The sequence below is a fragment of the Pseudomonas viridiflava genome (assembly GCF_900184295.1).
In the GTDB taxonomy this organism is placed as follows: Bacteria; Pseudomonadota; Gammaproteobacteria; order Pseudomonadales; family Pseudomonadaceae; genus Aquipseudomonas; species Aquipseudomonas viridiflava.
Window position 1 is genome coordinate 3,827,286 of sequence record NZ_LT855380.1, and the last position, 24,598, is coordinate 3,851,883.

At 61.3% G+C, this 24,598-nt stretch carries 24 protein-coding genes and 1 pseudogene; 15 read left to right on the top strand and 10 right to left on the bottom strand.

From position 1 onward, the window contains the following. Positions 1-137: 137 nt before the first annotated feature. The 4 genes and pseudogenes from CFBP1590_RS17185 to CFBP1590_RS17205 form a co-directional block, all read right to left on the bottom strand. Entirely contained in the window at positions 138-353 is a 216-nt protein-coding gene (locus CFBP1590_RS17185; RefSeq protein WP_029242241.1) for a DUF6434 domain-containing protein, read from the bottom strand. A gap of 208 nt (positions 354-561) precedes the next feature. After that, positions 562-939, bottom strand: a complete 378-nt coding sequence (locus CFBP1590_RS17190) for a hypothetical protein (protein WP_029242240.1) — start codon at positions 937-939, stop codon at positions 562-564. Between the two features lie 639 nt (positions 940-1,578). Further along, positions 1,579-1,983: pseudogene (locus tag CFBP1590_RS17200) on the bottom strand (PAAR domain-containing protein); the annotation flags it as partial. 120 nt (positions 1,984-2,103) lie between these two features. Next, positions 2,104-2,988 carry a LysR family transcriptional regulator gene (locus tag CFBP1590_RS17205; protein WP_029242238.1) on the bottom strand — a complete coding sequence of 295 codons (885 nt, stop codon included), beginning with the start codon at positions 2,986-2,988 and terminating at the stop codon, positions 2,104-2,106. A 99-nt stretch (positions 2,989-3,087) separates the two neighbouring features. On the opposite strand from CFBP1590_RS17205, the gene CFBP1590_RS17210 reads away from it, so the two are divergent. Together CFBP1590_RS17210 and CFBP1590_RS17215 are read left to right on the top strand one after the other, a co-directional pair. Continuing rightward, complete coding sequence (locus CFBP1590_RS17210; protein WP_088235573.1) at positions 3,088-3,570, top strand: multidrug/biocide efflux PACE transporter; 483 nt, start codon at positions 3,088-3,090, stop codon at positions 3,568-3,570. A gap of 114 nt (positions 3,571-3,684) precedes the next feature. Continuing rightward, complete coding sequence (locus CFBP1590_RS17215) at positions 3,685-4,518, top strand: PhzF family protein (RefSeq protein WP_088235574.1); 834 nt, start codon at positions 3,685-3,687, stop codon at positions 4,516-4,518. A 3-nt stretch (positions 4,519-4,521) separates the two neighbouring features. On the opposite strand, the gene CFBP1590_RS17220 is transcribed toward CFBP1590_RS17215, so the two are convergent. Continuing rightward, on the bottom strand, positions 4,522-5,673 hold the full coding sequence (locus tag CFBP1590_RS17220) for an MFS transporter (RefSeq protein WP_029242235.1): 1,152 nt from the start codon (positions 5,671-5,673) through the stop codon (positions 4,522-4,524). An 832-nt stretch (positions 5,674-6,505) separates the two neighbouring features. Between CFBP1590_RS17220 and CFBP1590_RS17225 the strand changes: the two genes are divergently transcribed. From CFBP1590_RS17225 to rarD, 13 genes are all read left to right on the top strand, one after another. Continuing rightward, positions 6,506-7,522: a Gfo/Idh/MocA family protein gene (locus CFBP1590_RS17225; protein ID WP_088235575.1), complete on the top strand. Its 1,017-nt coding sequence runs from the start codon at positions 6,506-6,508 to the stop codon at positions 7,520-7,522. A 37-nt stretch (positions 7,523-7,559) separates the two neighbouring features. Then, positions 7,560-8,675, top strand: coding sequence for a DegT/DnrJ/EryC1/StrS family aminotransferase (locus tag CFBP1590_RS17230; RefSeq protein ID WP_029242232.1), 1,116 nt, complete (start codon positions 7,560-7,562; stop codon positions 8,673-8,675). After that, entirely contained in the window at positions 8,676-9,188 is a 513-nt protein-coding gene (locus CFBP1590_RS17235) for an NUDIX hydrolase (protein WP_088235576.1), read from the top strand. It begins immediately after the preceding gene. Next, positions 9,185-10,273: a DegT/DnrJ/EryC1/StrS family aminotransferase gene (locus CFBP1590_RS17240; RefSeq protein ID WP_088235577.1), complete on the top strand. Its 1,089-nt coding sequence runs from the start codon at positions 9,185-9,187 to the stop codon at positions 10,271-10,273. Before CFBP1590_RS17235 ends, CFBP1590_RS17240 begins: the two co-directional genes overlap by 4 nt. After that, positions 10,254-11,624, top strand: a complete 1,371-nt coding sequence (locus tag CFBP1590_RS17245) for an NAD(P)/FAD-dependent oxidoreductase (protein WP_029242229.1) — start codon at positions 10,254-10,256, stop codon at positions 11,622-11,624. Before CFBP1590_RS17240 ends, CFBP1590_RS17245 begins: the two co-directional genes overlap by 20 nt. Beyond that, entirely contained in the window at positions 11,621-12,319 is a 699-nt protein-coding gene (locus tag CFBP1590_RS17250) for an HAD family hydrolase (RefSeq protein WP_088235578.1), read from the top strand. Before CFBP1590_RS17245 ends, CFBP1590_RS17250 begins: the two co-directional genes overlap by 4 nt. 2 nt (positions 12,320-12,321) lie before the next feature. Continuing rightward, positions 12,322-13,437, top strand: coding sequence for a fatty acid desaturase family protein (locus CFBP1590_RS17255; protein ID WP_088236432.1), 1,116 nt, complete (start codon positions 12,322-12,324; stop codon positions 13,435-13,437). Then, on the top strand, positions 13,434-14,342 hold the full coding sequence (gene mtnP, locus CFBP1590_RS17260) for an S-methyl-5'-thioadenosine phosphorylase (protein ID WP_088235579.1): 909 nt from the start codon (positions 13,434-13,436) through the stop codon (positions 14,340-14,342). The genes CFBP1590_RS17255 and mtnP overlap by 4 nt, the downstream gene beginning before the upstream one ends. Then, positions 14,339-14,935 carry a GDP-mannose pyrophosphatase NudK gene (nudK, locus tag CFBP1590_RS17265; RefSeq protein WP_029242225.1) on the top strand — a complete coding sequence of 199 codons (597 nt, stop codon included), beginning with the start codon at positions 14,339-14,341 and terminating at the stop codon, positions 14,933-14,935. The genes mtnP and nudK overlap by 4 nt, the downstream gene beginning before the upstream one ends. Before the next feature lie 8 nt (positions 14,936-14,943). Continuing rightward, positions 14,944-15,858, top strand: a complete 915-nt coding sequence (locus CFBP1590_RS17270) for an ABC transporter substrate-binding protein (RefSeq protein ID WP_088235580.1) — start codon at positions 14,944-14,946, stop codon at positions 15,856-15,858. After that, on the top strand, positions 15,855-17,093 hold the full coding sequence (locus CFBP1590_RS17275) for an MFS transporter (protein WP_088235581.1): 1,239 nt from the start codon (positions 15,855-15,857) through the stop codon (positions 17,091-17,093). The genes CFBP1590_RS17270 and CFBP1590_RS17275 overlap by 4 nt, the downstream gene beginning before the upstream one ends. A 6-nt stretch (positions 17,094-17,099) precedes the next feature. Beyond that, positions 17,100-17,756 (top strand): HAD family hydrolase, encoded by a 657-nt coding sequence (locus tag CFBP1590_RS17280; RefSeq protein WP_029242222.1) that lies wholly within the window; start codon positions 17,100-17,102, stop codon positions 17,754-17,756. Positions 17,757-17,860: 104 nt separating this feature from the next. After that, positions 17,861-18,745 carry an EamA family transporter RarD gene (gene rarD, locus CFBP1590_RS17285; RefSeq protein WP_057410220.1) on the top strand — a complete coding sequence of 295 codons (885 nt, stop codon included), beginning with the start codon at positions 17,861-17,863 and terminating at the stop codon, positions 18,743-18,745. 3 nt (positions 18,746-18,748) lie between these two features. Here rarD and zapE read toward each other — a convergent pair whose 3' ends face one another. From zapE to CFBP1590_RS17310, 5 genes are all read right to left on the bottom strand, one after another. After that, positions 18,749-19,864 (bottom strand): cell division protein ZapE, encoded by a 1,116-nt coding sequence (gene zapE / locus CFBP1590_RS17290; RefSeq protein ID WP_088235582.1) that lies wholly within the window; start codon positions 19,862-19,864, stop codon positions 18,749-18,751. A gap of 47 nt (positions 19,865-19,911) precedes the next feature. Further along, the gene (locus tag CFBP1590_RS17295) at positions 19,912-21,357 is read right to left on the bottom strand and encodes a SulP family inorganic anion transporter (RefSeq protein ID WP_088235583.1); all 1,446 of its coding nucleotides are present in this window, start codon (positions 21,355-21,357) and stop codon (positions 19,912-19,914) included. Between the two features lie 124 nt (positions 21,358-21,481). After that, entirely contained in the window at positions 21,482-21,793 is a 312-nt protein-coding gene (locus CFBP1590_RS17300; RefSeq protein WP_088236433.1) for an AtuA-related protein, read from the bottom strand. A gap of 8 nt (positions 21,794-21,801) precedes the next feature. Next, on the bottom strand, positions 21,802-23,160 hold the full coding sequence (locus CFBP1590_RS17305; RefSeq protein ID WP_088235584.1) for an acyclic terpene utilization AtuA family protein: 1,359 nt from the start codon (positions 23,158-23,160) through the stop codon (positions 21,802-21,804). Further along, positions 23,161-24,597: a CitMHS family transporter gene (locus CFBP1590_RS17310; RefSeq protein WP_330552847.1), complete on the bottom strand. Its 1,437-nt coding sequence runs from the start codon at positions 24,595-24,597 to the stop codon at positions 23,161-23,163. Position 24,598: the final 1 nt, after the last annotated feature.

Consider the following 24,598-nt stretch of genomic DNA (forward strand, 5'->3'; position numbering starts at 1 on the left):
GGGTATGCATTCAGTCAGTCCCTTTCGTTTTGGCCCCGGTTTTGCGCGTCTTGCGGACTTGTGTATAACGCTGAGTGCTCCGCGTGGGCATGCCGCCCGTCTCGCTCTGCGTCACATTTCAGAGCGACAACAGGTCTTCAATCAACCACCGAACGCCTGCGCAGCCACTCGTCCACCACCTGCCCCATGCGCTTGGGTTCGCCGTCGATGATCCAGGCCATGAAGGCGCGATCAAACCTGAACTGCGGCCCGCACTGTTCGGTCATGAAACGCCGTACGTTCTGGGTATTTCGATAGTGCGCATCTACTGCGGTGTCGCGGGTAATCAGATCGCTGTGCCAGTCGAATGCCATGTCCGATTCACTCATGAAGGAAACTCCACCCCGTTATAACCCGATTATGAAGTGGTCACGAGTCGGCCATTGCTCGAATCTGGCCTGAAGCCGCCCGATCAGGGCCAACTCGTCAGTTGATTTCAGGCTCTCAGTAGCGAATGGCAGTGGTCACCGACAGAGAGCCCCGTGACGAAACCGGGCACACCTGCGAATACAATTCCGTACGCTAAACATCGCTCCCGAGGCACGGATACAGGCGATCCACATCCGTGCCACCTGCAGGCGATGTATCGACTCGACCATCAGCTTTCAGGTAGATGTGCGTCTCAGGCCACTTGGGATCGATTCGGACACAGCCGCTGATGTTCCCGCTGTCCCACCAATAAACCTCCATGAAGAAGTCCTCGTCCTGAAAAATCGCTCCGTAATCACCCGTCGTTTCGCCCGGAAGCAAACGGCGTTTGAAGGTACGGTGATGGGTATTCCAGATATAACTCAACTCGCTCGTTGCGTTTTCAGAGTAATGAAGCGTCACATCTGGCGTAGATACTTGCCACACCGCGAAAGGTGAAAGCAGCATCAGGCATTTGAATCTGGCGTCCATCAGCGTGTGTGGTTCGGATTGTTGCATATACATTTTTTGAATAGCACTCGGACAACCCCAACTTCAAACCAAATGGAGACCCGCTATCGGAAAGGCGCGAATCACCATGGACTTTTCTCATACGGGCAAGGCTTAAGCAATTCCAGATCAGTGCCACTCCCGGCGCTCGTGTCGACAGCGCCTTCGGCATCAAGATAGATATCGGTACCCCTTAGTGTTGGGGTAATTACAACGCACTGTCGTCCCGCCGTGCTCCCCCACCATTCAAGCCTCATAAAAAAACCGTCATTGCGCAATATTTCGCCCCAATCAAAAGAGCTTTCGCCCGGATAAAGCGTCCCTCTGTAAATCCGATGATTGGTATTCAAGATAAACCCTAACGTTTTTTTTGCCTCGACCGGATAATGGAGCCATGCATCGGGGGTGATAATACTGACCACGACCAAAGGAGAGACTAGAAACATAATGCAGCAGACAGACTTAAAACCAAGGCCTGGCTTTCTATACCGCATACATTAATTCCGGCATATGAAAAATATCAACGATCACTGGCATTTGAAATTTGCCCCGCCGTAACATTCATGGACCCGCACGCCACATTCCCAATCCGATACGCCCACCCCTAGCACCTTATTCATGACCTCCGCTGCCAGCCCTGCCCAACAACTCAGGATCATTCACCAACGCATCCAGCCTGGCCTCATCCACGGAACCATCATCGTGCAACATCCCAAGCCGCGAAAAATCCACAACGCGCGCCCCACCGTCACCACCCGCACTGAAGCCACCCATCACATCCGGGCTGCCGGCGACGATCATTCCGCCATGGCTGGTGGGGCTGCCCAGATGGGCCATGGGGCGGCCGTTGACCAGAATCGACGGGAAGCCCGCGACGATCACGGCACCGCAGGCACAAACGTCGCCGACCCGCGCGACGTTCATGACGTTGGCGAGCACATCGCTGGATGCACTGACGATGGGTGTTGGAATGTGCCCGGGTATCGGGCAGACGTGCAGGTCGCCCTGGCGTGCGGAGGGAATCATGCGGGGTCCTTTGTTTTATCACCTGCGGGATGCAGGGGTGACGACGCTAAAGGACACGCTCGAAGTTATATGTCAGACGGTTCCGAACCTGATGCACGAAGCCTCACTATTGAGGCCTGTTCATTCCCCGGCAAATGGCACAAGCGAATCCAGCAGCCATGAACCGGCCGGGCCCAGACTGCGTTGGAACGACCAGATCACATCCACTGCCGAACGACGCGGCCAGCCGGATACGTTGAGTTCCTTGAGCAACCCGCCCGAATAGCGCGACACCAGCCAGCGCGGCAACGCCGACCAGCCGAAGCCGAATGCGGCCATGTCCATCAGCAGCAGGTAATTGGGCGCCGACCAGTGTCTATGGCCGCTGGTGGGCAGGTCATCGGTGGGTATGCTTTGCTCGACCAGCGTGTTGAGGCGCAGAGCCCGATAGCGCGCCAGTTGCTGGTAATTGACCCGTTCCAGCGCGGCCAGCGGATGTTTGTGCGACACGAACAGACCGAAATCGGCGCACTCATCGATGGTCGCATGGCCGATTTCGGGCGGGTAACTGGACTGCGCCGAGAGCAGACCCAGCGACGCCCTGCCCGACTGCACCAGACTGATCGCATCGCCATGCTCGGCAAACACGCATTCCATCTCCAACTCCGGGAAGCGCTGGTCCAGCTCGGCCATCAACCGCTCGAAGTCGGCAAACTGGTTGGCGTCCGACAACACCAGCGTCAGCCTCGGCTCGACGCCCTCGACCAGTCTTCCTGCGGCCCGACGCAAGCGGTCGGCAGCGCACAACACGTCATCGACCCGACCCAGCATCACTTTGCCCGCTTCGGTCAGCACCGGCTGACGTGACGAGCGATCGAACAGCTCCAGCCCCAGATCGATCTCCAGTCGGGCAATCGCTTCGCTGATGGTCGACTGGCTCTTTCCCAGCCGCCGAGCCGCCGCACTGAACGAGCCCAGCGCGGCGATCTGGGCGAAGGCTTCAAGCGCTTCGGGTGAATAACTCATGAGCAACCTCTATCGGTTTTACCGATGGTAATGATTTTCAGCTTAACGAAAAGACCGATGATAATGCTGTCACGAATGAGCACAAAGGACCGACGCGTCATGAGCCGCACTCTCACGAACACCTCTGAACAGACTCAGGTACCGAACAAATCCCTCAAGGAGCGCATCCTGCACGCCGGCCTGTTCGAGTTGGGCGGTGTGATTCTGGTCGCCCCGCTGCTGGCCTGGCTGATGAACCACTCGCTGACCATGATGGGCGCGATGACGGTCATGATCTCCACCGTCGCCATGCTCTGGAACATGGTTTACAACGCGCTGTTCGACCGTCTGCGCGCCCGGTTCGGATTTGCCATGAGTCTGATGACACGTGCGCTGCATGCACTGGGTTTCGAGGGCGGTCTGATTCTGGCGGTCGTCCCGCTGGCCGCCTGGTGGCTGTCGATCAGCCTGTTCGAAGCGTTCGTGCTGGATATTGGCCTGCTGCTGATGTTCCTGCCCTACACCATGCTGTTCAACTGGGCCTACGACAAAGTGCGCGAGCGGGTTATGCAACGACGTCTGTCGAAATGCGAGGCGGTTTGAGGGCGGGTCATCCATCAAGCCCAGAGATGCACCGGATAAGGATTTCTGGTTGGATTAACGCCTCGTATCTGAAGCACACTGTCAGGCCATGACAACGGCAAAGGACCCGCAACAATGGCGACTGAAATACTCAAACTGGCTGCGTTCAGCGATGGGGATCAAGGCGGTAACCCGGCTGGGGTATGGATTGGCGATGCGTTGCCTGACGATCAGGTCATGCAGCAGATTGCCGCCGAGGTCGGTTTCTCCGAAACCGCATTTGCCGCGCCTGTAGAAGGTGGCTGGCGAGTGCGTTATTTTTCGCCGTTGGCCGAAGTGCCGTTCTGCGGTCACGCCACCATCGCCCTTGGCGCTGCACTGGCCGCTCAGCAAGGCGACGGGGTGTTCAACCTCACGCTCAGTCACGCACAGATCACCGTCGAAGGTCATGCCCAGGGCTCGCTGACCTCGGCTGCGCTGCAATCACCTGCCACGCACAGCAAGCCGGTCAGTACGGAACTGCTGGACGAAGCACTGGCGCTGTTCGGTTACAGCCATGACGATCTGGACGCTCGCATTCCGCCTGCCTACATCAATGGCGGAGCGGGACATCTGATTCTGGCGTTGAACAGCCGGGCAACGCTCAAGGCCATGCAGTACGACCAACAGGCCGGGCATGACCTGATGGTCCGCGAAAGCTGGGCCACGATTCTGCTGGCCTATGCCGAAAGCGAACAGTTTTTCCATACCCGTAATCCGTTTGCCTTTGGCGGCATATACGAAGACCCGGCGACTGGCGCGGCCACGGCGGCACTGGCGGGCTATCTGCGTGACATCGGCTGGCCACACGGCGGGATGATCGACATTCTGCAGGGCGAGGACATGGGCAGCCGTTCGCGCCTGCGCGCCGAGATACCACAGCAGACCGGCAGTTCGATCCGCGTGTCGGGCATGGCGCGCAGGCTCTGAGGCTCAGGTCCTCAATTTGCTCCCGCCGATCGCCACGCCCAGCAGCATCACGGCGACGATCATGAAAGCGATTTCAAGGCTGCTGACATGGGCGATGAAGCCGATGGCAGCAGGCCCGATCAGAATCCCGGCGTAACCGACGGTAGTGATTGCCGGGATTGCCACGCTTTCCGGCATGCTTTTCTGCCGGCCAACCGCGCTGTAACACACCGGCACGATGTTCGAGCAACCTGCGCCGACCAGTGCATACCCCAGCAACGCCGCTTCCCAGGCCGGAATCAGTGTGGCCACGGCCAGACCTGCCGCTGCGCACAATCCGCCAAGGATAATCACCCGGTTGGAACCGACTCGGCGCACGATCGCATCGCCGAACAGCCGTCCCAGCGTCATGGTCGCGGCGAACACCGCATAGCCCAGTCCGGCGTAGGAAGCCTCGACACCGCGCAACGACGTCAGGAACACCGCGCTCCAGTCCAGCATTGCACCTTCGGCCAGAAACACCGTGAAGCACAGCAGCCCGATGAACAGCACCACGCCATGCGGAATGGCGAACGCCGGGCCGTCAGAGCGACTGCCATAGGACAACAGATTGGGCGCGGCCTTGGCCAGCGCCAGCAGCGTCAGAGCGACCACGACCAGCATCGATGCGAACGGCGAAATGCCCAGGCTCAGCAGACCGCTGACACCGGCCGCGCCGACGATACCGCCCAGACTGAACAGGCCGTGGAAACCCGACATCATGGTCCTGCCGCTGGCCCGCTCGACAATCACTGCCTGCACGTTGGCCGTGCAGTCCACGCCGCCCATGCTGGCACCGAACAGAAACAGCACAGCGATCAATAACGGCAGACTCGATACGGTCGCCAGTAGCGGCAGGCACAGACAAATCAATAGCGTCGAGATAACCAGCAGACGCCGACAACCGAATCGCGCGGCCAGCGCCCCGGCCAGCGGCATGGCGATGATGGAACCCACACCCAGACAAAGCAGCAACAGGCCCAGCGTGCCCTCGTCGAGCCCCATCCGCTGTTTGGCATAAGGCACCAGTGGAGCCCACGAGGCGACACTGAAACCGGCAATGAAAAACGCAATACGCGTCGAAGACTGTTCGGCCCGTGCCTTGGCATCCTGGGCTACGGTGCTGAAAGAAGTCATGCATGCTCCTTGTTGAGGCCGGATGCCGTCAGCACAAGTGACGATCCGTATAAAAAGAGTTAACTGCGGGTTTACAACATAAATGCAAGTCTAAAAATTATGAGGTCATGCCTTAAAAATCAAATACACATGTTATCAAATTAGGCCAAACGCCAGTATTCATTGATCAAAACAGAAACTTGTTATTAATCATAAGCATCGTTAAGCCCACGCGCCTATCTCATTCAAATACATAAGTCATATAACGTCTTTTAATAATCTTTGGTTCTATGAGCGCAGGTTGCCATGCAATAAGCGTCGATATAGATTCAGTTTCGCACGTAACCGGTGCGACAGTCTGCTGCGACGGCTTCATCACGAAGCATCGACCGCGCCAGGGAAGAACCTGCAATTCAAGGAAGACTGGTTTATGGCTACGCTTCACTCAGACAGCGAAACGTCCTCGTTCAAGGCAACACATCAGTACTTTGCAACCGTCTTCAAGTGCCCTGCCCCTGACCGGAACGCTGACGCATCGCTGCGCTCCCGGCTGGCGAAAACCCTGCAATTGAGGACGTTAGAACTGAACAACTCCACTGGCGAGGCGCGTGCCAGATCAGCGATTGAAACCCGACAGACGACAACACCTGCCCCGGCTCGGGCTGCAACACACGAGGGCAGGCTCCGCCACCGGCGTGATTCCACGATATAGGACAACCCGGCCCGCTTTACCGACTTGACCGAACGCTGAACCTGATCGGCTTGCTCCCAAGGCAGCCCGAGAGGATTTCGTGCACGCGTTCGCCCGTGTTTTCCAATGAATACATCCGATTTTACCGATGAGGAGATGATTATGACTGGACTCAAAGTTGGCATCGTTGGTCTTGGCGCACAGATGCAGGAAAACCTGCTGCCCACACTTCTGCAAATGCCGGATATCCGTATTGTCGCGGTCTGCGATAGCGACCGTGGCCGCGCCGAGCAGATCAATCGCTTCGTATCGAACGTCATGATCACCGACAACTTCGACGAGATGCTGACCTCCGCCCAGCTCGATGCGGTGGTCATGGCTTGCCCGCCTCAGGCGCACCGGGATCTCGCGTTCAAGGCGATGGCCAGAGGCGTTCACGTTTTCGTTGAAAAACCGCCTTGCTTCACCCTTGCCGAACTGGAAGAACTGATTGAGGCCAGCCATCGCTCCGGCGTGGTCACAGGTGTCGGCATGAACTTCAAGTTCGCCAAACCCATGGGCCAGTTGCGACAGATGACCGGTACCGAGCAATTCGGCGAGATCGTGCATATCCAGCTCAATCATTACGCAAGCAAACCGACCTCACCGCTGTGGGGGCTGGATTCGACCCTGCGGTCTTTCCTGCTGGCGCAGGCGATCCACACCATCGATCTGGGCGTCACCTTTGGCGGCGGCGAATTGCGCAATATCGAGTCACGCGTACAGCGTCATGGCGATTCGCTGCTGGTGAGCCTGGAGCTGCAATTCACCACCGGCGCCACGGTCAGCCTGCTCAGCGGCACCATGTTCCCTTACTTCGAATTCGACATGAAGATCGTCAGTTCGAACTCGATGATGGTCGAGCTCAACAACCTGTGGAACATCACCATGCACGAGCCGGTACACGGCACCAGCGCCACCGGTGCAGGCAAACGCTGGCGCGGCGCCTGGCAGCCAGGCCCGCTGGATTCGGGCTACGAGCGCAGTGGTTATTTCGGCGAATTGGAAAAATTCTTCGCCGCCGTGCGCAACAAGACGGCTTATGAGGCGAGCTTCGAAAGCCTGCGGCCGACCTACCGGGTCATCGAGAGCATCTGCGACGCCGATGCCGTTCGTCCCGACCTTGCCCTCAGCGCCTGACCCCTCGCCCATCAACGCCTGTTTCGGAGCCTGTAAAATGTCAGCCAATCTTTCAAATGCCGTGACCGCACGCCCGCCCGTTTCGGATAAATACCGTCCGGTATACGCCGACGACCTGCTGACCATGCAGCAGACACTCGAACGCCCGTTGTCGGGCACCAGCGATGTGGTCGGTGAGTACGAGAGCAAGCTTGCGACCTGGTTCGATGCGCAGCATGCCATCGCCGTGTCCTCGGGTGGCGCAGCACTCAGCGTTGCGATCTATGCCTCAGGCGTAGGTCCGGGCGACGATGTTCTGCTCACGCCCAGTTGCCCGCTGTGCACCATCTATCCGATCATCGCTGCCGGCGCCAACCCCATTTTCGTCGACACCCGCAGCCATGGTTTCGGTGCGGATCCGGCATCGATCAAGGCACGCATCACCCCGCAGACCAAAGCAATCATAGACATCCCGATGTGGGGCTATCCGAGCGAAGTCGATGAATTGCACAGCCTGACTCAAGCGCTGGGCATCAAGCTCATCCTCGACCTGGCCCACTCCCACGGCACGACGCTCAACGGTCAGCCGCTGTCCCGGTTCGGCGACATCTCATGCTTCAGTACTCATGAACGCAAGCCACTGGCGACCGGCGAAGGCGGCTTCATCCTCACCGACGACGATGCCCTGGCCAAACGCTGCCGTGACTACAGCCGTTTCGGCAACCTCAACGGCAAGGATTTCGGTCTCAACTACAAACTGGCTGCACTGCCCGCAGCGCTGGGTGGCAGCCGTCTGGCCTCGCTGTCCGGACAGATCGAGAAGCGCAGGGCGAATGCGGCGTACTTTCTCGGCAAGCTCGATCACAGCAAAGTGCGCGAGAAGACCATCATCAAGGGCGGCCAGCCGAACTATTACTTTCTCAACCTTGAACTGCACTTTGCCGACAATCGTGCGTTCATTGACTACCTTGATGACGCCGGTATTCCCTCCGACATCAAACGCTATGGCTGCAAGGCGCTGTACGAATTTCCGGCGCTGGCGCAGTACCGCAACGAATGCCCGAATGCCGAGGCCCTGCTGGCGGGCATGACGACCATTCCGGTTCACCCGGATATCACCCACGCCGAACTGGATTACATGGCCGAGCGCATCAACCAGTACGGTGCCGTCTAAATGAACGAACCTCTCGATCGCTCACAACTGGATCGGCACTTCACGGCGTCCGGGTTCGTGTTGAACCCGGACCGGAAGATGCTGCTGCTGCATCACCGCAAGCTGGGCGTCTGGCTTTATCCGGGCGGCCATATCGAGCAGGGTGAAACGCCTGACGAGGCGGTGCTGAGGGAGATTTTCGAAGAGACCGGCATCCACGCCCAACTGCTGGGTGAGCGCGACGAAACGCTTGCAGACCTCGAAACCGACGTCACCGTGCTGCATCAGCCGTGGCGTGTGCTGTGCGAGTACATCGACGACAAGCGCGGGCCGCATTATCACCTGGACCTGATCTACGTCACGGCGACCAGTCTGCGTGCCTGCCCGGACGACAGAGAAGTCGAGCATGCGCGGTTCTTCAGCCTTCAGGAGACGGCCGATCTGAAGATGTTTCCCAACTTCCGGCGAATGGTGGACCGGGTCTTCGCAGACGATGCACTGTGGGATCTGGTGGGGATGAAGGTGTCGTCATGAGCTTGCGAACCCTGACGCAGAAAGGCGCCATGGACTCGCCCGACGACTTGCGCGAACTGGAGCGAGCCCTGCGCTCGGGCCTGACCGGGACCTCGCCGGTGGTCGAAGAGTACGAGGCCGCCCTCGCCACGCTGTACGGCATTCGTCATGTGATTGCTGTGTCGTCGGGCGCAGCCTCGGTCACCGCTGCGCTGGCCGGGGTCGATTTCAGGCCGGGCGACGAAGTCATCGTCGCACCGACCGGCCCCATCTGTACGGTGCTGCCGATTCTCTCGCTCGGGCTGGTGCCGGTGTTCTGCGACGTCGCGCCCGACAGCTTCGGGCTTGACCCGCAGGATCTGCGACGCTGCATCAGCGAGCGGACCTGTGCCGTCATCGAAGTGCCGATGTGGGGTTATCCGATCCGTTCGGACGAGACCTGGGCGTTTGCGAAAGACGCCGGAATCACGCTGATTCAGGACCTGGCCCATGCTCACATGACGCGTCTGCAGGGAACCTGGCTCGCGCAGCACGGGGACATCAGTTGCTTCAGCACCCACGACTGCAAGTTCATATCGACCGGTGAAGGCGGCTTCGTCATGACCGACGACGATCAGCGGGCCCACCGTATCCGCGCCTACACTCGCTTCGGCAACCTGACCGGCGAGACCCTGGGCATCAATCTGAAACTGGGCGGCCTGCAGGCTGCGCTCGGGTTGGCGCGCTCACGAAACCTTGCAGCGCACCGGGAGCGGCGTCTGGATAACCGCACGCGGTTGCTGGGCCTGCTGAACAATCCGGTGTTCCGCGAGCTGCCACTGGTCAGGCATGGCGAAACCAATGGCTATTCACTGTTGCTGCAATCGGTCGGGCATGACGGACGTCAGCTGGTGCACTACCAGCAACGGCACGGCATCGAATCGGACATCGGCAAGTACAACAATCAGCCGTTGTACCAGATGCCGATGCTCAACCGTTATCACCGCGACTGCCCAAACGCTGCCAGGCTGCTGCGTTCTCTGACGACGGTGCCATTGCACCCGAGCCTGACGGACGACGACCTGCATTACATGGCCAAGGTGCTCAATGACTACTCCCCGAACTGAACCGGCTTCACGTGCCAGGCATGCAGTGGTGATCGGCGGCAGTGTGACCGGCTGCCTGACTGCCGCCGTGCTTGCACGCCGTTTCGAGCGTGTCACGGTGATCGAGAAAAGCGACTTCCACGACGAGACCGGGCCGCGTCAAAGCATTCCACAGGAACACCATGTTCACCTGCTGCTGTTGCGCGGCAAGCAGATCATCGAAGGGATCTTTCCCGGCATCCTGAGCGCACTCGAGGAAGGCGGTGCTCAGGTGGCAGACCTGGGCCATGACGTGAAGTGGTTCCAGGGCGGGCGCTGGAAAAACCGCTATCGCAGCGGTATCAACGCCCATTACTGCAGCCGCAGGCTTATCGACAATCAGTTGCGCCGTTGCCTGACGACAGTGCCGCAGGTGGACATCCTGTCCGGTACGCGGGTCACCCGCATCGAGTTTGCCGGTGACAACGATCAACGCCATGTGCGCGGCGTGTTCATCGACGACGGCACAGGCGAGCGCAGCCTGTCCTGTGATCTGCTGGTGGACGCGAGCGGCCGCGGCACGCATCTGCCGTCGTGGCTGAAGGAGGCGGGCTTTGGCACGGTGCAGAACAGCGTGGTCAAGACCGAACTGGGGTACGCGTCGCGCATCTATCGCAGAATCCCCGCGTTCGCCGAGCAATGGCAAGTCCTGCTGGTGCTGCCCAAGGCCCCGGTCCAACGTTCGATGGGCGTGATCAGCCCCATTGAAGGGGACCGCTGGATGGTGACCACCGGCGGCTGGTTCGGCCACTTTCCGGGCAAGGACCCGGACGACTTTCTGCAAGCCCTCGCCGATCTTCCGGTGCCGGACATCCATGACGTTATCCGCGAAGCCGAACCCCTGTCCGAGGTATTCACCTTCAAGATGCCCGGCAGCCGCCGTACTCACTATGACCGGCTCGAGCAATGGCCAGAAGGATTGCTGGTCGCAGGCGACGCCTTGAGCAGCATGAATCCCTTGTACAGCCAGGGCATGACCATTGCCGCACTCGAAGCCGATTGCATCGATTCCCGGCTGGAGGCGCTGCTGGAAGGCTCGCTGGATTGTCACCAGTTGCAGGGGCTGTTGTGCGCCGTGGTCGACGGCGCCTGGAACATGGCCACCACCGAAGACTTCCGCTTTCCGGAAACGTCGGGGGAACGCACCTGGCGTACCCGTTTCGACCATTGGTACGGCGCGGGACTGGGCAGACTCTCGGCGAGCAATCGCCGTGCGCTGGAAACCCAGATAGGCGTGACCAATCTGGTGGTAGAGCCCGGCCGGCTTTACGCCCCCGCCATTGCCTCGCGCATCGCGCTCAATGCTCTCTTGCCCTGGAACACCCGACAATGACCAACGACTCCCTGAACTTTTCCGGCATCGAACACGTGGTGTTCGACTGGAACGGAACCCTGATCGACGACATCGACCTGGCGGTTTTCGCGGTCAACCGGTGCGGCGAGCATTACGATGTCGCCCCCATCAATGCTGACCTATACCGGGCGCGTTTCGACTTCCCGATTGCCGGTTTCTACGCGGCGCTGGGTTTCGATCTGGACCGCGTGCCCTTCCCGACCATCGTCCAGCGTTACCTCGAACACTTCGATGCCCACGTGGCCGAGTGCCCGCTGCAGCCTTATGTGATCGAGTTTCTCGACGCTGCCATGCGCGCCGGCATTGGCGTGTCAATCCTGTCGGCATCGCATTGCGATGTGCTGGTGCAGACGCTCAAGGCCAAGGGTCTGTATGACCGCTTCGAGCACGTTGTCGGGCTGAGCCATAACCAGGCCACCAGCAAGACCGCCGAGGCGCTGGTGCTGCAGCAGACGCTGGGTACACCGGCGTCAAGGACCCTGTTCATCGGCGACACGCTGCACGATTTCGACGTCGCGTGTGCGGTGGGCTGGTCGCCGGTGCTGGTCTCGACCGGCCATCAAGACATCGAGCGTCTGCGTATCAGCGGTGCCCCGCTGTTCCAGAATCTGGGCGAGCTGCTCGAACATTTCGCCCCTGCCCATGCAGTGCAAACCGAAACCGGGAGCGCATGACCGTGCAAACTTCACAGACGGTTCTGATCGGCCTGATCGCCACGGCCTTGTTATTGCGTGCGCTGGTTGCCTTCTATTACCGTGACAGCACGCGCATCCTGCGTCTGCTCAAGCTGATCCCGCGAACGCCCGGCCGCAAGGAACAGTACTACCGGCCACTGGACGGCTGGTTCGCGCCGCTGCCGTTCCTCTGGACATGGCTGGACATCGTGGCCGCCGTACTGCTGGCCTCGCTCTATTCGACGCCACTGATGTGGCTGGCGGTGGTGCTCTGGACCGGCGGACGCCTGCGCGCCCTGCAGGAGTTCGGACACAATGCCGTGCACTTCGCGCTGTGTCCCAATCATGAATGGCAATGGTGGCTGAGCAATGTGTTCTATCAGTTCCCGGCCTTCAAGCGCGACATGCGCAGCCGCCATCAGACCCATACGCTGGAACACCATCGCAACCCCAATCATCCGAGCCTCGACCCCAACCGGGCCAGGGTCCATGCAGGGGGCTACGTCGCCGGTATTTCTCCCGGCGGTTTCTACGCGCTGTTGCTCTATCCGCTAACGCCGCGTGGCGCCTGGGTCAACCTGACGACCATGGCCCGCAGCAGCCTGTTGAACCACTCGCATCTGACCACCGTGGTCCGTGTGGTGTGCCTGCTGACCGTCGCTGCGCTGCTTTACTGGGCGGGCGGCTGGAAAGGTGTGCTGTTTGGCTGGCTGGTTCCACTGCTGACCTCCTACCCGGTGTTCGCCTGGGTATCGCTGCTCACGGAGCATCGCTGGTTTGTCGAGGGGACTTCACGCGACCGGCGCGACCTGGAGTACCTCGCAGGCCGTCCAACCGATTATTTCGGTCTGACCGGCTGGCTGATCCGCGTCTTCATTGCCCCCACGTCCGATGCCTATCATCTGGCGCACTCACTGTACCCGGGCGTTCGCTGGAACTACCTGCCAGCGATAGACCGTCACCTGAAAATCCATGAGCCACGCTACAGCAACAACGCCAGCGAAGGCCTGTTGCTGCGACGCGGCAGTGCACCCACGGCGCTTTCCGAACTGTACGAGCGTCTGGTCGCAAACACCGGACAACCTGAAACCACCCTGAAGACGAGAGGCAGCGTGTGACTAACTCATCGGCATCCCGGCAGATTCAACGGATCGGCATCATCGGCGGCAGCGGGCTTCAACAATTGCCCGGCCTGAAAGACATCCAGCAAGTGGAATGCGAAACCGCATTCGGCAAACCCTCCTCTCCCGTCACACTGGGCACGCTCAACGACGTGCCGGTCGCGTTCGTGCAGCGCCATGGCATCGGGCACACCATCCCGCCGTCGTTCATCAACGTGCGAGCCAATATTGCCGCCCTGCGCAGCGTCGGCTGCACCCAGCTGTTATCGGTCAGCGCGGTGGGCAGCCTGACCCACGATGCGCCGCCGGGCAGTTTTGTGCTGATCGATCAGTTCATCGACCGCACGATCCAGCGCAACAAGACGTTCTTCGGTCCGGGGCTGGTCGGCCATGTGCCGTTTGGTGATCCGGTCTGTTCCCGGATGCGCGCCGTGCTGGCAGCCAGCGCCCAGACCGCCGACGTGCAGGCGCTCAATGGCGGGACTTATGTGGTCATGGAAGGGCCACAGTTTTCGACCCGCGCCGAATCCCATCTTTACCGTCAATGGGGCGGCACCGTGATCGGCATGACCGCCATGCCGGAAGCCAAGCTGGCGCGCGAAGCCGAGCTTTGCTACGCGATGATCGCCATCCCCACCGACTTCGACTGCTGGCACGAAGCTCACGAAGACGTGAACGCGACGCTGGTGGCCGAACGGATGGCCGACACCTTCACGCTGACACGGCGTCTGGTCACCGAAGCCGTCACGCGTCTGGGCGAGCACCAGGGCACCTGCGAATACGGCTGTGATCATGCGCTGGACACGGCGGTGATGACCGCCCCGCAGCATCGTGATCCAGAAATGATCGCGCGCCTGCTGACCGTTGCCCCGAACGCCACCCACCTGGGAGCCAAGCCATGACAGGGACCATCGCCACCAAGGATCGCGTGCGTATAAGGCAGGTCGATGTGCTGTCGGACAACTGGTACGTGCTGCGCAAGACCACCTACGACTTTCTCGGCCGCAACGGTACGTGGAGCACCCTGAGCCGCGAGACCTATGACCGGGGCAACGGCGCGACCATCCTGCTGTACAGCAAGCTGAAACAGACCATCGTGCTGACCCGGCAATTCAGGTTTCCTGCGTTCGTCAACGAACACGACGGCATGCTCATCGAAACCTGTGCCGGCCTGCTGGACCGCGATGATCCCCACACCTGCATCCGCAAGGAAACCGAGGAAGAGACCGGCTATCGCATTCAGGAAGTGCGCAAGGTGTTCGAGGCTTTCATGAGCCCCGGATCGGTCACCGAACGGCTGTATTTCTTCGTCGGCGAATACTTTGACGAAGACCGGCTGAGCGCCGGAGGGGGCCTTGAAGGTGAAGGCGAAGAAATCGAAGTGCTGGAGCTGCCACTGGACGAGGCACTGGCCATGATCGACACCGGCGACATCTGCGACGGCAAAACCATCATGCTGCTGCAGTACGCCAAACTGCACCGACTGCTGGAGTGACCCTGCGCATGGATGAACTGATCGCTATCAGCTCGATGGAGCACGCCGAGCTCGCGGAATTCATTGCGGGAATGGAGGCGCATGCCGGGATGCCTGTGCGCCTGTCGCGCTGGTCCACGTCCGAACTGATCGAACGGGTAATCGACGGCACGGCCGGCGACTGGGACCTGCTGCTGGGCACCGCCGCCACTGCGCTCCTCGATCCTGCACTGACCTCAAGGCTGCGGGTCCTTGATGCACTCGATGTGTCGAGCCTGCCGCCGAACGCTGTCGATGCAGGCCGACGCTGGTTCAGCCCGTCAGGCTTCGTGCCCGTCTTTTGTTACGACCCGCGGGTCCTCGCTGCCAATGGCCTGGAACCGCCACTGTGCTGGGAAGCCCTGTGCGCACCTGCCTGGTCGACACGCATCGCCCTGCCCGATCCGGGCCGCTCCGGCGCAGGCTATTTGCACCTCAGTGCACTGCTTGAGCATTACGGCGAACAGGCCTGGGCGCGGCTGGCGGATATAGCCCGCCTGCAACCTGCCATCAGCGGTTCTTCGACTGCCCCCATAGAAGCGGTGCTCGACGGCCGGGCGTGGGTGGGCGTCACGGTGTCCACCGCCGCCACACGCGCCGCGCTGCAGCACCCGTCGCTGCGCTGGTGCGTACCGGCAGATGCGCAACGTTATGAGTTCGAGGCGTTCGGCTGCCGCGAAGGTTCGCAGCACGCCGTCAAGGCCAGCCTGGCGCTCGGCTGGATGCTCTCGGACGATGCTGCCGCCATCAGCCGACGCTATGGCAAGGTCGTGGTCGGCGGCTCATCGAGCGACACGCTGGCAGCGACCGGTCCCGAGCCGCTGGATGCCATAGCAGCCAGCCACGCCAAGGTTGAACGCTGCGCACGCTGGCAGGCACTCTTCGACACCGGGGCAGGCCTATGAGCGGGATGGCGCAGCCTGAGTCGACTCAAGCCCTCGCCTCATCCAGGGCGGAGGGACGACCATGGTCGATCTACCTGATGTTCGGCCTGTTCGGGGCGCAGCAGGGCATGCTCGGTCCCTTGATGCCCTTTCTGCGCGACGAATTCGGTCTCGACCTGCGCTGGACCGGCCTGCACTTCGCCGCCTATGCGCTGGGTCTGGTGCTGATCGGCGTGCCGTATCGCTGGCTTGAGCGCAGGACTTCAGCCATCGGCACGGGGCGCATTGCGATAGGCTCGATCATCGTGGCCAGCGGGTTCTTTGCCGTGGCGGCAGGCTTGCCGATGACACTGCCCGGCAGTGTGGTACTGGGTTTTTCCGGCGGGCTGGTCATGGCGGTCGGACAAGCCATGCTCGGCAGGCGCTATGGCGAGCAGGCCGCGGCGAAACTGGTGGAAGCCCACGTCGTGGCCGGGCTGTGTGTGCTAGGGGGCGCGCTGCTGGTGGGCGGAGCAACTGCCATCGGGCTGTCGTGGCGCACCGCTCCGCTGCTGATCAGCGCATGGGCCTTGCTGATGTTCTGCGTGCCGTCGGACATCCATCGAACCGAGGTTCGAACCTCTCCTTCAAAGGCCGCGACTGGCGCGAGTACAGAGAACATAGACGGGCTGCCTGCGTCACGCCTGACGCGTTTGAGCCTGTGGGCACTGGTGATTCTCGGCATCTCGGCCGAATGGGGTGTGGGTTTCTGGGGTGCGGAATACATGAAGACGCACGTGCAAACCAGCGCTTCGGTGGCTGCGACCCTGATGAGTCTTTATTTTGCCGGCACCGTCTGCGGACGTCTGGCCAGCAGTTTCGCACTGCGTCGCGTATCGCCTCTGACGCTGCTGACCACGGTGATCTTCAGCGCCATCGCTACACTGCTGGTGCTGTCGTTGATTCAGGGTCTGGCGGGCACTGCGGTTTTCACCTTTGTGCTGGGCGCATGCCTCGGGAACTTCTTCCCGCTGATTCTGGGCTCTGCGATGCGCATCGCGCCCCACGCAAGCTCTGCGTTGAGTACCCAGGCATCTCAGGCGGTCGGCGTCGCGTTGCTGCTGGCGCCGTTTCTGCTGGGGCTATTATCCGAGCGGATCGGCGTCGAGGCCGCCTTCAGCCTGTTGATCATCTACCCGCTTCTCATGTTGCCGTGGGTGCCGGCGCTTCGCGGCGCCTGGGCTTTCGGCGGCACCACTGCCCCTTCAAAGGAGTAACACTCAATGGCCCTTCGTGCGCTGTTGTTCGACCTGGATGGAACCCTCATCGATACCGATGAACTGCACCTGAATGCTTACAACCAGTTGCTGGCACGCTGGGATCGCTCGATGGATATCAGCTATTACAAAGCCAATGTCATGGGCTTCCCGGACGACATGATTTTCGGCGGTCTGTTTCCCGATATGCCCGCCTCGCACTACACAACGTTGGCGGCCGAGAAAGAAGCCCTGTTTCGCGACCAGCTTGGCGAAACCATCCCCGTCCCGGGCGTGCTGCGCATTCTCGACCATGCCGGGCAACTCGGGCTGAAAACCGCCGTGGTCACCAATGCGCCACGGGAGAACGCCATGGCCATGCTGACCGGACTGGGCATTGTCGATCGTTTCGAGACCATTGTGATCGGCGGCGAGCTGGCTCGCGGCAAACCGCACCCCATGCCCTACCTCACCGCTCTGGAATTACTGGGCGTCAGTGCAGACGAGGCGATTGCCTTCGAGGACTCGCTGGCAGGCGTGCAATCGGCGCACGCCGCGGGCATTCATACCTTCGGGATGCTCTCCGGGTTGCAGGAACAGCAGCTTCGCGAAGCAGGCGCCCGCAGCGTGATCAAGGACTTCGAGTCCGACATCCTGTGGCGATTTCTGAAGCCGGCAGCGTGATAGTCCGTCTGCACTGAAGCTTTTTGCCCGTCCGCACACTAAACTGGCAGCCGTTTGCCCCAAACCGGGGCAGAGCGTCTTATTGATAGACCCAAGAGGCCGCTGTGTACAAAGGTGTCGTGCTGTCGGTTCTGGCTTCAGTGCTGTTCGGGGTCATGTATTTCTATACCTCGCTGATGAAGCCACTGGACGGCCAGGAAATCTTCGGCTGGCGAATGCTGCTGACCGTGCCCTGCGCCACGCTGTTTATGCTGATCAGTGGCGACTGGAAGCTGGTGCGTGCACTCGCCGCCAGATTGCGCCAGCAACCGGCGCTGTTCTTCGGGCTGCTGCTCTCGTCGGTCCTGCTGGGCGCACAATTGCTGATCTTCATGTGGGCACCGCTGCATGGTCGCAGCCTCGAAGTTTCGCTCGGCTATTTCCTGCTGCCGCTGAGCATGATTCTCACCGGCCGCGTGGTGTACGGCGAACACCTGTCCTACCTGCAGAAGATCGCGGCAGCCTTTGCGACGATCGGCGTCGGCCACGAGCTGTGGCGACTGGGCAGTTTCTCGTGGGAAACGCTGCTGGTCGCCGGGGGCTATCCGCTTTACTTCGTGCTGCGGCGCAGACTCAAGACCGATAACCTGGGCGGGCTGTGGTTCGACATGCTGTTCATGTTGCCCATCGGCCTGTGGTTCATCGCCAACGGGCATCCGCTCGCGATCCAGCAGACGCCCATTCTCTATCTGTTGATTCCGGTGCTGGGCATCATCAGTGCCTCGGCGCTGGTCAGTTACATCATCGCCAGTCGTCTGCTGCCGTTCAGTCTGTTCGGGCTGCTCAGCTACGTCGAGCCGGTGCTGCTGGTGGGCGTTGCGCTGCTGCTGGGCGAAAGTATCAGCCCTGACGAAATGCTCACCTACATACCGATCTGGATCGCGGTGGGCGTGCTGATTCTGGAAGGCGCCAAACACATGCTGGCCCAGCGCCGACGGGATGCCGCCTGAGCCTCAGTGCTCGGTGAAACGCTCCAGTTGCATCTCTTGAAGACGGCTCAGGGTGCGGCGGAACGCGAAGGACAAATAGCCTTCGGTGTACAACGCATCCATCGCCACCTGCGCTTCGACATACAGCGGAATGCGCCGGTCATAGCACTCGTCCACAAGCGCAATGAAGCGCCGCACGCCGTCGTCGTGAGGTGACAACTGCGGCAATTCCCGGTCCCCCGCCGCCACCTGCTCAACACCATCCTCGGTGCCACGGGCGATTTTCGATTCGCGTTGTGCTGCGCTCAAGGACGGCACTTCGCTGATCAGGATCACCGAAAATCGGTCGCACAGGGCAATGAAGTCCATCGCCGCCAGCGGTTGTTCGCACAGATCCCGATAACGGCACCACACCGCCGTGTCGGAATGCTGAACCACATTGATGCTGCGGTAGCCGAGCATGACCTGGGAATCGTGGATCGGCTGCCCGGCGCTGAGCGTGTCGAAAATCCCTTGCAGGGCGCTGGGACGTCCGGCTTCGGCCACCCAGTAACGCTGGTGCAACTGGCCGGGATGCAGACGATGGTCCTCGCCGCCGTCGACCGCGACGACGTTCATGTATTTCTGAATGGCGACAATCGCAGGCATGAAGCGCTCACGGTTATGACCGTGGCTGTACAGCTGATCCGGCGGCTGATTGGAGGTGCAGACCAGCACCACGCCTTCCTCGAACATGACCTGCAACAGGCCACCGAGAATCACGGCATCGCCGATGTCGGTGACGAACAGCTCGTCGAAACACAGCACCCGCACTTCACGCGCCAGCTCCCTGGCCACCACGGTCAGCGGATGCGGTGTGCCGATCAGCTCGAACATGCGTTTGTGCACCCAGCGCATGAAGTGATGAAAATGCTGACGCCGGGCCGGAACGCTCAGGCTTTCGAAGAAACGGTCCATGAGCCAGGTCTTGCCGCGCCCGACCGGCCCCCAGAGATAAACACCCTGTGCCCGGCCACGCCGTTCAGTCAGCGCCAGGTAGCAGGCCTGAAGCTGACGGGCCGCCTGCAACTGCGCCTCATCGGGCTGAAAACCACGCTGGACCGCACGTTCGTAGGCATCCAGAGGAGACACGGCACTCATCGATCACGCACCTTCGACAACAGGAAAGACACTTAGCATATACAGGTTCAGGCGTGCTGCACGCCCGCACGTTTGAGCAGCCGTTTGCAGCGCTCGGACAGATGCACCACACGCAGATGCTTGCCCGCCTTGGCATAGCGCTCGCGCAGAGTCTTGAGCGCAGCGATGGCCGAATAGTCGACAAAGCTCAAGTGACGGCAGTCCAGCGTGACCTGCGCCGGGTCTTCGGCCGGGTTGAACTTGTCGAGAAAGGGTGTAGTCGAGGCGAAGAACAGCGTGCCGTGCAGGTGGTAGATCTTGCTGCCGTCGGCTTCAACATGGCTGTCGGCGTACAGCTCACGGGCCTGCTGCCAGGCGAAGTTGATCGCAGCGATGACAATGCCGAACAGCACGGCCGTCGCCAGATCGGTCAGCACCGTCACGACGGTCACGGCAATGATCGCCAGCACGTCGTTCACCGGAACCTTGCGCAGCACGCGCAGCGAGGCCCAAGCGAAGGTCTGCTGGGCCACCACGAACATGACACCGACCAGCGCCGCCAAGGGAATGCGCTCGATCAGCGGCGACAGAAACAGCACGAACATCAGAATCATCATGCCCGCGACAATCCCGGACACCCTGCCCCGTCCGCCGGAGCTGAGGTTGATGACGGTCTGGCCGATCATCGCGCAGCCGCCCATGCCGCCGAACGCACCCGACACCATGTTCGCCGCGCCCAGCGCCACGCATTCGCGGTCCGGATAGCCTCGGGTTTCGGTGATTTCGTCCGTCAGGTTGAGGGTCAGCAGGGTTTCCAGCAGGCCGACCAGCGCCATCAGGATCGCGTACGGCGCGATGATGCGCAGGGTGTCCAGATTCCACGGAATGTCCGGCAGGTTGAACATCGGCAAACCACCCGCGATGTGGGCCATGTCGCCGAGCGTCCGGGTCGGCAGATCAAGGAAATACACCGCCAGGCCGACGCCGAGAATCGCGACCAGCGCAGGCGGCACGGCGCGGGTCACACGCGGCAGCACATAGACCACGGCCATGGTCAGCGCGACCAGCCCCAGCATCACGTACAGCGGCGTCCCACTCAGCCAGGCTTCGCCGACCTTGAAATGCTCCAGCTGGGCCATGGCGATGACGATGGCCAGGCCGTTGACGAAGCCGAGCATCACCGGATAAGGCACCAGCCGCACCAGCTTGCCGAGGCGCAAGACGCCGAACAGGATCATCAACAGACCGCCCAGCAATGCCGTCGCCAGTAAATACTGAACGCCCTGCTGCACTACCAGCGCCACGATGACCACGGCCATCGACCCAGCAGCCCCCGAGACCATTCCCGGTCGCCCGCCGAACAGCGCCGTCAACGTGCAGATGATGAACGCGCCATACAGGCCCATCAGCGGATTGAGGTGCGCCACCAGCGCAAAGGCGATGCACTCGGGCACCAGCGCAAAGGATGTGGTGAGCCCTGCCAGGACTTCGGCGCGTAGACGGATTGTTTTCATGACTGACCTGAACGACGCCTGCGGAACAGCCCGCAGCGATGCGAAAAAGGGGGCATGTTACGCAAACACGTCTCTACCGGCCACTGCTGCAAGGGTTCAGCCTGACCATTCAGGCTCTGTAACGTCAGGCAATTTCGATGTCCAGCAACGCAGCACCCAGCGCCTTGCCATGGGCGTCCAGTGCCAGTGACCGGGTCACTCCGCCGCGTAGCACGCCGGGGATCACGAAATTCAGGGCACGCACATTAGGCAGCTCGTAACGCCGAATCGGCCCGGCTTGCGGGTCGAGCAACTGCGAGAAGTACGCCGTCACCCGATCAACGGTCAGCGCCTGACACAGCCTCGCGTAGTCTTCTGCACGGTAAGCGATGACCGAGATGTTGGAGGTATCGCCCTTGTCGCCGGTCCGCGAGTGGGCCAGCTCTTGAAGTCTGATGGGACCGTTCATATCGAATCCTCCAGATGAATCACGGGATTGACCGCCTCACGCGGCATAAACAGCGAAGCGACTGCCACCACCTGACGCACTGCCTTGGTCGCCCCGCCGCCGCCATACGGTCCGTTGGTGTACAAGGTCTCGACTTCATTGCCGACCCGAACGGCCTCGCTGCGCTCAATGCAACGCGCAGCAATGCGCAAACGCACCTCCCAGGGCTCGGCCGTGGCGCGCGAACCCAGCTCGCTGCCATGCAAGGCATCGACGCCGATCAATTCGGCACGCAGGTCTTCGACAATCACGCCCGTCAGCCTCAAACGCTCCAGCACGACTTCGCGCGCCAGTCGCGCCCGCGCCAGCGCACCGGGCCCGCCGTAGGAAATCTGCCCTTCGCCGATCCAGCCATCCAGGTAGCCGACCGACACCTTCAGGGTCTCGGGCCGCGCACGGCCATCCGCTCCGGCAACCTGTACCCGGTTCTCTGCGTCTGCGTGGAAGCTGACCCCGGAAAAGTCAGCGCTCACGTCGGGCGTGAGGTAAGCCGCCGGGTCATGCACTTCATAGATCAGCTGTTCGGTGCAGGTCGCGGTGTCGATCCGTCCGCCCGAGCCTTCAACCTTGGTGATCGTCGCCTGCCCTGCTGCATTGACGTCTGCCAGCGGAAAGCCCAGTCGGGCCAGGTCCGGCACGTCCTTGAAACCCGGATCGGCAAAGTAGCCCCCGCTGATCTGCCCCGCACATTCGAGCAGATGACCCACCAGCGTGCCGCGTCCCAGCAAGGTCCAGTCATCGGCAGCCCAGCCGAATTCGAACATCTGCGGTGCCAGAAACAGCGACGGGTCGGCCACGCGACCGGTGATTACCACGTCGGCATCGGCTTCGAGCGCCTGCACGATGCCTTCGGCGCCCAGATAAGCGTTGGCCGAGATCAGCCGGTCTCCCAGCGAAGCCAGCGTCATGCCGTTGTCCATCAGCCTAGAAGCATCGGTCTGCAATGCATCCAGTACGTCATCACCGGTCAGGGCCGCGACCTTGAGCCCTGACAAACCCAGCTCGGCCGCGATGCGCCGCACTTCCCGCGCTGCCGCCAAGGGGTTGGCCGCGCCCATGTTGGTGATGACCCGCAACCTGCGCGAACCGGCAGTGCGCCCGACAAAGGGCAGCACTCGGCGCATGCGCTCGCTCAGCAGCGGATCGTAACCGGCGTCGGGGTCGCTCAATCGGGCCTGCTGCGCCAGCGCAATGGTGCGCTCGGCCAGGCATTCGAAAATCAGGTAATCCAGCTCGCCGTGTTCGGCCAGCTCGACGGCGGGCTCGATGCGGTCGCCGGAGTAACCGGCGCCGGAGCCGATGCGCAGGGTTTTCATTCAGAACACTCCCAGGAGCATGGCAGTCAGGGTCATCAGGACCGAGGCTGCGAACAGGAAAGGGATGGTGAAGCGCTGGTGATCGGCCAACTCGATCTTGCACAGGCCCACCAGCAGGAAGGTTGCGGGCGTCAGCGGGCTGACCGGGAAGCCGGTGGTGTGCACACCCAACAGCGAAGCCTGGGCCACTTGCAACGGCTCGACGCCCAAGGCCTTGCCGACCTCGGCAATCACTGGCATCACGCCGAAATAGAACGAGTCCGGGTCGAACAACAGGCTCAGCGGCATCGAGATGAACCCCACCACCATCGGGATCAGCTTGCCGTGGCCTGCCGGAATCTGATGCACCGCCACTTCGGCCATCGCCTTGAGCATGCCGGTGCCCTGCATGATGCCGGTGAAGACCCCGGCCGCGAGCAGGATGCTGGCCATGGTCAGCGCGGTCTTGGCGTGAGCATCGATGCGGGTGCGCTGGGCATCGACGTTCGGGTAGTTGAGGCACAGCGCAACGACAGTGCCGAGCATGAACATCACCACCGGATCGACGACACCGGAGATCATCACGCCCATCACGGCGATAGTCAGCAACAGGTTGACCCAGAACAGACGCGGCCGACGCAGCAACTCTTCCTGTTCGGTCAACACCCGCTTGGGCACCACATCCACCTGCGCTCCCGCGCCGAGACCCAGACGCCGCTCTTCACGTCGGCCCAGAAACCAGGCGCAGGCGAAGACAAAGGCGAGACCGACAATCTGCACCGGAATCAGCGGCTGAAACAGGTCCGCCACCGGCACGTGCAAGGCCGCAGACGAGCGCAGTACCGGACCGGTCCAGGGCAGAAAGTTGACCCCCGCCGCCATTGCCGTGACGCAGGCCAGAATGCGCTTGTCCATGCCCAGCCGCGTGTAGAGCGGCAGCATCGCCGGGATAGTCACCAGAAAGGTCACCGCGCCGGAACCGTCCAGATGCACGAGCAACGCCAGCAGCGCCGTACCCATGACGATTCGCGTGGGGCGTGTGCCGACGGCCTTGAGAATCCGGTCGATGATAGGGTCGAGCATGCCCGCATCGGTCATCACCCCGAAGAACAGGATGGCGAACACGAACATGCCCACCACTGGCGCGACGTTCTTGATGCCGGTGATGATGAAGGCGCTGGTCTGCAGACCGAAGCCGCCGATCAGGGCCGCGATGATGGGCAACGCAATGAGCGCAACGAGGGGCGAGAGACGCTTGCTCATGACAGCCGCGAGCAGGCAGAGGATGGTAATGACACCGAGGGTGGCGAGCATGGGGAATTTCCTTGTCATCCCTGACCCATGTGCGGCGGGACGAGCTGTTGTTGTTTTCAACGAGTATCGAAACGGCGTTATGCTTTGTAAATTGAAATGTTCAGCACCTCTCATTCCAAAAAACAGAACATTGATTGCGAGCATC